At 64.4% G+C, this 8,287-nt stretch carries 6 protein-coding genes; 4 read left to right on the forward strand and 2 right to left on the reverse strand.

Annotated elements, in window-relative coordinates; all coding sequences use genetic code 11:
* From EN906_RS14415 to EN906_RS14425, 3 genes are all read left to right on the forward strand, one after another.
* Nucleotides 1-2,677, forward strand: a 2,677-nt coding sequence (locus EN906_RS14415) for a Pls/PosA family non-ribosomal peptide synthetase (RefSeq protein WP_245484251.1), incomplete at its 5' end; no start/stop codon positions are given.
* The gene (locus EN906_RS14420) at nucleotides 2,674-3,159 is read left to right on the forward strand and encodes a GNAT family N-acetyltransferase (RefSeq protein ID WP_127269338.1); all 486 of its coding nucleotides are present in this window, start codon (nucleotides 2,674-2,676) and stop codon (nucleotides 3,157-3,159) included. The genes EN906_RS14415 and EN906_RS14420, both read left to right, overlap by 4 nt.
* A complete protein-coding gene (locus tag EN906_RS14425; protein ID WP_127272000.1) occupies nucleotides 3,156-3,800 on the forward strand; it encodes a 4'-phosphopantetheinyl transferase superfamily protein in 645 nt (214 codons plus the stop codon). The genes EN906_RS14420 and EN906_RS14425 overlap by 4 nt, the downstream gene beginning before the upstream one ends.
* 314 nt (nucleotides 3,801-4,114) lie before the next feature.
* On the opposite strand, the gene EN906_RS14435 is transcribed toward EN906_RS14425, so the two are convergent.
* Nucleotides 4,115-5,260 (reverse strand): KamA family radical SAM protein, encoded by a 1,146-nt coding sequence (locus tag EN906_RS14435; protein WP_127271998.1) that lies wholly within the window; start codon nucleotides 5,258-5,260, stop codon nucleotides 4,115-4,117.
* A 159-nt stretch (nucleotides 5,261-5,419) separates the two neighbouring features.
* Between EN906_RS14435 and EN906_RS14440 the strand changes: the two genes are divergently transcribed.
* Nucleotides 5,420-6,355, forward strand: coding sequence for a hypothetical protein (locus tag EN906_RS14440; protein WP_127269406.1), 936 nt, complete (start codon nucleotides 5,420-5,422; stop codon nucleotides 6,353-6,355).
* Between the two features lie 29 nt (nucleotides 6,356-6,384).
* On the opposite strand, the gene EN906_RS14445 is transcribed toward EN906_RS14440, so the two are convergent.
* A complete protein-coding gene (locus EN906_RS14445; RefSeq protein WP_127269407.1) occupies nucleotides 6,385-7,941 on the reverse strand; it encodes a serine hydrolase in 1,557 nt (518 codons plus the stop codon).
* Nucleotides 7,942-8,287 lie beyond the last annotated feature (346 nt).

The raw sequence follows: 8,287 nt of genomic DNA on the forward strand, positions 1-8,287 counted from the left end.
CACCTGGGAGATCGAGCCCGGCCGCGTCGAACTCGTCGCCTATTACGCCCCCAAGGCCGGCCAGAAGGCGATCTCGCGCGCCGACCTCGCCAGGACGATGAAGCGGCGGCTGCCCGACTACATGGTGCCCTCCTATCTGGAGGAACTGCCTGTTATCCCGATGACGGTTTCCAACAAGGTGGATTTGCGCCAGCTGCCGAAGCCGACAAGCGTGCGGCTTTCGGGCGATCGCGCCATGGTCGCGCCCGCCAATGACGACGAGCGTTTCCTCGCCGACGCACTGGCCGCGGTGCTGAAATTCGAAGAAGTGTCCGTCGAGGACAATTTCTTCGACGATCTCGGCGCCAACTCGCTGCTGATGGCGCATTTCTGCGCCCGCCTGCGCACCAGGAAGGAATGGGCGACGGCGTCGATGCGCGACATCTACCTCCACCCGACCGTGGCACGGCTCGCGCTCCACCTGGGCGTGGCGGACGAGATGACGACGGCCACCAACGAGCCCGTCCTCACCCGCCGGGCCTCGAATTTCGCCTACTGGACCTGCGGCGCCGCACAGCTGCTGTTCTACGCGCTCTACAGCTATGGCGCCTTGTGGGCGGTCAATGACGGCCTCAACTGGATGTATGACGCGCTCGACGATCCGCTGCAGCTCTACATCAGGTGCGTGGCGCTTTCGGCCGCCGTGTTCTTCGGCATGTCGGGCTTTGCCGTCATCGCCAAATGGGTGCTGGTCGGCCGCTGGAAGGCGGAGGCGTTTCCCATCTGGGGCGTGCGTTACTTCCGCTTCTGGGTGGTCAAGACATTGATCCGCACCGCGCCCGTCGTGCTGTTCCGCGGCAGCCCGCTCTACAGCATCTACCTGCAGCTTCTGGGCACCAAGCTCGGCAAGAACGCCGTCATCGAATCGAAATCCGTGCCCGTCTGCACGGATCTCATCTCGATCGGCGCCAACACCATCCTGCGCAAGGAATCCATGATCCTCGGCTTCCGGGCGCAGTCCGGCTATATCCACACCGGGCCGCTGACCATCGGCCGCGATGCCTTTGTCGGCGTCGGCTCGACGCTCGACATCGACACCCGGATCGGCGACGGCGCCCAGCTCGGCCATTCGTCCTCACTGCACCGCGGCCAAAGCATCCCCGACGGCGAACGCTGGCATGGCTCGCCGGCCGTGCCGACCACGGCCGACTATTGCAAGGTGCGCAATGTCGATCCGTCCAACATCAGGCGCTTCCTCTTCGAAGCGGTGCAGCTGATCGGGCTGTTTGCCATCGTCACCCCCTTGCCGCTTTTGTTCCACAGCTATTGGGAAAACGTCGGCGACGACTACCAGGAAACCATCGGCGTCGTCGCGATCGGCACCACGGTGACGCTGTTCGGCTACATGGCCGCATCCTTCCTGGCGGCGACGCTGGTGCCGCGCCTGGTCAGCCTGCTGTTGAAGCCAGGCCGCACCTACACGCTGTACGGCTTCCGCTACTGGCTGCAGACGGTCGCTGAATTCTCCAGCAATTCCCGCGTGCTCGGCCTGCTGGCCGGCGACAGCTCGGCCATCGTGCACTACATGAGAGCGATCGGCTGGAACCTCAACAAGGTGGTGCAGACCGGCTCCAATTTCGGCTCCAACCAGCAGCACGAAAACCCGCTTCTGTGCGAGATCGGCACCGAGACCATGGTGTCGGACGGGCTGTTCATGATCAACATGCACAAATCCGCCTCCGCCTTCCGGCTCGAGCCGACGAGGATCGGCGAGCGCAACTATCTCGGCAACAACATCTACTATCCGCCGGACGGGCGCACCGGCGACAACGTCCTGCTCGGCACCAAGGTGATGATCCCCATCGACGGGCCGCTGCGCGAGAATGTCGGGCTTCTGGGTTCGCCTGCCTTTGAAATCCCGCGCATGGTGAACCGCGACAAGGAACTCATCGCGGGCGTCGACGAAGACGACCGGCGCCGGCGCATCCCGCACAAGAACCGCCACAATCTGGTGACGATCCTGCTCTTCGTGGCAACGCAATGGGTCATGCTGTTCGTCACGCTGGCGATCTGGGACCGGGCGCTGAACTACTACACCGAATGGGCCGAGGTCGCGCTGTTCGTCGCCGTGCTCCTGACCTCGGCGATCACCATTCCGTTCTACATCTTCGTGGAGCGGGCGAGCCTTGGTTTCGGCCGGCTGAAGCCGCAGATGACGACGATCTACGACGTCGCCTTCTGGCGCCACGAGCGCCACTGGAAGCTGGCGGATTCGCCGATCGTGCGCCTGTTCGCCGGCACGCCGTTCCGGCCGATGATCCTGCGCATGCTGGGCGTCAAGGTTGGCAAACGGGTCTATGACGGCGGCAGCAACCTCACCGAACGCTCGCTGGTAGAGATCGGCGACGACGCCACCCTCAACGAGGGCTGCGTCATCCAGGCCCATTCGCTGGAGGAAGGCGCTTTCAAGTCCGACTTCATCCGCATCGGCAAGGGCTGCACGCTCGGACCTTCAGCCTTTGTCCACTACGGCGTCGTGATGGGCGAAGGCTCGGTGGTCGATGTCGACTCCTTCGTCATGAAGGGCGAAGAGCTGGAGCCCAACTCCATATGGAGGGGCAATCCGGCCAAGCTGCACCGCTTCGTCGAGCCGATCACCGACGATGGCTCCAAGGTATCGGCCAGGGCATCGGCTTGAAGAAGGGCATCGGCTTGAACACCGGAGACATCCGTCTCGTTGCCGTGACCGAGGCCAACCGTGCCCTGGTCACGGCCCTGGAACTGGCGCCGGAGCAGAGGGATTTCGTCGCCGGCAATGCGGACTCGCTGGAAGAAGCCGAAACCGACGCAGACGCGCGGCCACGCGTCGTCATGGCTGGGACCCGTGTCGTCGGTTTCCTGATGTACGAGGCGCCCGAGGATGACGACGAGGCGCGCATCTACCGCTTCATGATCGACCGCGCTTCTCAAGGCAAAGGTTACGGCAAGGCCGCGCTGCGCGAAGTGCTGGACGAAATCCAGGGGCTCGGCCACATCAGCCACGTCTCGATCTGCTACGAACCGGAGAACGATGCGGCGCGAAACCTCTATCGCAGCGCCGGTTTCGTCGAAGAAGGGCTCGACGAGGACGGCGAAATGATCGCCGATCTCGCTTTGCCGGCACGGACGCACGAGCCGTGACGCGGCTGCCCGAGGAAATCGCCTTGGCCGAAGCGATCGCCGCCATCGCACCATCGGGAGTCCGGATCGGATGTCGCATGATCCGCGACGGCGACGAGGCCCATCTGCTGCCCGGGGAAGCGCATTCCCTCCCCGCGCGCCAGCCCGGCATGCGGCGCGCCAGCGGCGCGGCCCGGTGGATCGCGCACGGACTGCTGGCGGAGCTTGGCGTCGGCGACGTCGCCATCCTGCGCACGCCAACCGGCGCGCCGGTCTGGCCCGACGGGATAACCGGTTCGCTCGCGCACGACGACGACATGGCCGTGGCGGCGGTTGCCCCGATTGGCGATATCGCCTCGCTCGGCATCGACGTCGAGCCCGCGCAGCCTCTCCCGGATGATACTTTGGCCCTCGTGACAACGCCCGCGGACCGCACGGACGCAGCCGACCGGCATCTTGCCGGCCGCATCCTCTTTGCCGCCAAGGAAGCCGTCTACAAGGCCGTCTATCCGCTCGATCGCGAGGTGCTGGGCTATGAGGACATCACCGTCGACCTGAACGCAGGCCAGGCGACGACGAAGACCGGCCGCAAGGCCAGGCTCGTTTACTGCGCTGCCCCGCGCGTGGTGGTGCTGGCGTTTGTCGATGGAGATGGGGTTTGAGGTCGGCGCGCTTATTCTGCTGCGCTACGGCGTCATGAGTTCCTAGCCGAACGCGGCAATCGTTGACGTTGGCGCTGCCCCTCACTGTCCTGCCGGACATCTCTCCCCGTATAGTGACGGGGAGAGAGGGGCTGGCCGCGACGCCGGCATTCTTCCCGCAACGCTGGAGATTGGCGAAATCGCCGATGACAGCACCCCTCTCCCCGTCACTATACGGGGAGAGGATGCCGGCAGGCAGGTGAGGGGCGGCGCAGACGCTGGCCATTACGAACGGTCGCTGTGACGCTGTAGGATTATCCGGGTGGATCCTGGCGTCACGAGCCTGGAATCTTCGAAGACTGTTCCTCTTGCGCGCCAACGATCTCCCTATATTCCCGCACTTCGCCATCGAGCCCGCGCAGCCGCCAGCTCTCCCCCTGCCTGCCCTCGACATGACAGGGCCCGATCGGCACCTTGCCGCCGCCTTCCGGCAGGTCGAGCACATAGACGGGGTTGCAGATGCCCGACAGCCGCGCCCGCAGCGCTTCGGTCAGCGCCTGTCCCTGCGCGATCGTCGTGCGCCGGTGCGCCATGCCGCGCGCGAGGTCGCCATGGTGCAGGTAATAGGGTTTGACGCCGAGGCGGTACATCAGCTCGCGGCAGAGCTCCTCCAGCGCCTCGATGCTGTCGTTGACGCCTTTGAGCAGAACGCTCTGGTTGAGCAGCACGAACCCGGCTCGCCGAAGCGTGCGGCAGGCCACCTCGGTAGCGCCGGTGATTTCACGCGCGTGATTGAAATGGGTGACGACGGTGACCATCAGCCGGCCCTGCAGCGTCGCGACGAGCCCTGATGTAATGCGCGACGGCAGCACCACCGGCACGCGCGTATGGATGCGCAGCAGCCGCACATGGGGGATCGCTTCGATGCGCGCGGAGATTTCGGCCAGTGCCTTGTCGGGCAGCGACAGCGGATCGCCGCCGGTCAGGATCACCTCACGGATTTCGGGATGCTCGGCGATATAGGCCAGCGCCGGCTCCAGCGCCTCGTGCGTATAGCCACGACCGATCGAGGTCAGCGATTCCTTGCGGAAGCAGAACCGGCAATAGACCGCGCATTGATAGGTCGGGAACAGCAGCACCCGGTCGGCATGACGGTGCGTCAATCGCGGCACCGGGCTGAAGTCATGATCGGCGATCGGATCGTCGAGCTCGCCCTCCGCTTCCTCAAGTTCCTGCGGAGACGGGATGACCTGCGCCCGGATCGGATCGGCCGGGTCGCTCCAGTCGATCAGGTCGAGATAGGCTTTGGGCGCGCGCACCTTGTGCTTCACCGCCGCGGCTTGGGCGGCCGCGCGCTCGGCTGGGGACAGCGGGAGGGACGCCAGATCGCGCACGTGGCGCACGCCGGCGCGGACGTCCGCCTGCCAGTCGGTGTCAGGGCCGACGGCGGGTGCATCGTGGAGGTTGGTGTCTGAAGTCATCAGGGTTCTCAGGACAGTTTCTGGCGGAGCTATCGGCCGGATGGCCAGGCGGGTCAACCTTCCGGGGTGGCCGCCGCCATCAAATCCACCGCCTGCAAATCCGTAGGTATTTAGCCAAAATGGCACTATTCTGCGCAGTCTGGGCTTCAGGGAAAAGGAATGGATTTCAGCACAGGCCATGGTTACCTGCTCATCGGCGGCCTCATCCTCGTCGGTACTGGGCTGCTCATCCTGTCGCTGATCGTCAATTTGCGCGTCGCCCACAGTGTGCGCGACGACGTGCGCCATCGCGAAAAGCTGCTGGAATACCACCGCAACATCTTCTCGCAGTTGGGCGTGATCCTGATCGGCATCGGCGTGTCCCTGTTCATCTTCTTTTTCCAGCAGAATTACCAAGACCAGCGCAGACGCGAAGCGGATCTTCAGCAGGTTCTGGCCAAGCTGGCGGCGCGCATCGCTCGCGGCGCTCCCCTCGTCGAGTCACTTGGCGAATTCGACGCGCTGCTGGATGACGGCGGGGCCTATATTAGTCCCGAACTTGGTGGAACCAACGCCGCCATCGGCGCGCAGGGAGCGGAGCTTGGCAAGCAGGTCCGCGAAATCCTGCTGGTTGAGCGCGACGTCGACATCCGGGACTTCGACATCCTCAACCTGTCGCGCGATTTCGAGTCGTCGTTCGTCGTCAACGAGCTCGATCCGACGCTATGGTTCGACATCGTGCGCGACGAGAGCGAGATCAAATATGCCATCACCCAACTCACCCTCGACTACAAGGACCTGCAGGATGCGATCGGCGGCGAGCCGATTGAGGTTGCGATCGCCAATCCTGAAACGCAGCGCAAGATCAAGCACGAGGTGCTCGACATCTTCTACGATGCCGACCTCTTGCGCCAGCGCAGCAGGCGATTTCTCGGCCGTGCGTGCTGGCTTCTCAGCCACGGACGCAGCTTTGTCAGTCTTGCACCGGTCGATGCGATCGAGGCCGATGCGAAGTCACATCAGGAATGGATAGACAGGTCGAAGCCCTTGCTGGCGCAGACGAAATCGGGCAACGGCGATTGCTTCAAACTGCTCCGGTACGGCCCGGCATCCTGAACTCCCGGCCGCACCGTTCGATTTGGAAGTCAGTCCCCCACACGTTGCAGCGTGCCGAGATGATTGTCGTCGAGAAAACCTACGGTCATGGCCGACGCCTTGCCGTCAGCGCCGACCACAAAACTTACGCCCGAGGGGCTGTCCGGCGTCTCCGCGTCGGGGAAGGTCAGGAAAAGGTCACCGTCGAAATGCCTCAATGAGTAGGACCGGCCGGCGGCCGGGCCTACCCTGAGCACAAGGTGGTCTCCCGCTTCCGACACAATCGCATCGCCGATGAAGTCGTTGGCGTACCGGCCGGCATAGACGCTGTCCGGCCCGGCTGGCCGTGGCGGAGACGGCGGCGCGGCATAGGCGGCCTTGGCCGCCGCGACCGCCGGACCGAACAGGCCCGCATAGATATCATTCCACGCCTTGACCCAGTCCTTCTCGACGTTACCGTCGAAGACGAGATCGGCGAAGCTGTCGGACAATCCCTCCGGCAGGCCAGTCGGAAAGGCGTTGGCGACGATGACGATGCCCAGCTTCTCCTTTGGGAAGACTGTCACCAGGGTACGCGCCCCGACACTGAAGGCGCCGGCGTGGCCCCAGCTCAGGCCGTGTCGGCCGAATTCGACGTTCCAGCCGAGGCCGTAGAACGATGCGCCGCCGGAGACGGGGTTGTTGCCGCGCGCTATCAGCGGAACATGCGTCTGGCTTAGCGCATCGGCGGCAATCAGTGTCTTGCCGGCATAAACGCCGTTGCCGAGGATGAGGCGCAGCCATTGCGAGAGGTCACGTGCCGTGGAGCTGACGCCGCCGGCGGGCGCCTGCGCATCCGGATCGCGCTCTATCTTCGCGGCCCAGGCGCCATCGACCTTGACGTGAAGCGCAGCACGGTTGCTTTGCTTGACGAAGTCCGAATGACGGGAACTGGTCGAGGCCATGCCAAGCGGACGGTAGAGCTTCTCCTCGGCGACCTCCTCCCAGGGCTTTCCTGTCGGTGTCGCGGCTGCCATGGCACCCTCTGTCAATCCGAAATTGCTGTAGGCATACCCGGCGCGAAAGCTCGACGATGGTGGCACGAACCGCAGGCGATGCACGATCTCGACGCGGTCGTAGCCAATACCTTCGAGGTCGTCTCCGGCGGTGCCTGGAAGCCCGCTGCGATGCGAAAACAGGTCACGAACGGTGAGTTGGCTCGCCGGATAAGGATCGGCCAACCGGAAGGCCGGATCGAGATCGGCGATCTTCGAATCCCAGGACACGATCCTGTCGCTAACCAACGCCGCTACGACGGTGGCGGAAACCGGTTTGGAAAGGGAGGCGATCTGGAACACCGTGTCGGCGTCGACGGTCTCTGGCTTGCCGGCCTCGCGATGCCCAAAACCCTTGAGGAAGATCACCTCGTCATCGCGCACGACGCCGATGGCGAGACCGGGTACAGCACCGTCCGCTACGGCGGCTTCGGCAAGCGCTTCGAGCTTCGACAGGGCAGCAGTGATGCGCTCGGGCGTGAGGGTATCGGCCGGCGCCGCGTGCGGCCAAAGCACCATTGCGGCGATGAAGACCCAAACCCTCCAATGACAGAGATTCCGATTCAGCCGCATGCACAAGCCTCCTCCCAAGCATTCACAAGGCCATGATACAGGGCCGCACGGGTGAGGCCAGCCCTTCTCGGGCCATTCGCGCAACCGGACGGTCGATCTCCTGATCGGCCGCGCCGACGACGCCATCACCTCTGCCGGGCTACCGCATCGACGTCGAAAGCGCGCTGATCGAACATCCGGCGGTCAACGAGCGAGTTGCCGAAGACACCCAGCGGCAAGATTCAGCGGTTCCTGCTGAGGAAGGCCGAGGTGGAGAAGCGGAAGGGGGTGATGATGCCGATCTCCCCACTTGTGGGACCCGAAGGACGGGCGAGACCCGTGGCTCGCCCGTCCTTCGGGTCCCACA

Origin of the sequence: Mesorhizobium sp. M7A.F.Ca.CA.004.06.1.1 (assembly GCF_003999135.1) — a bacterium.
Classification (GTDB): Bacteria; Pseudomonadota; Alphaproteobacteria; order Rhizobiales; family Rhizobiaceae; genus Mesorhizobium.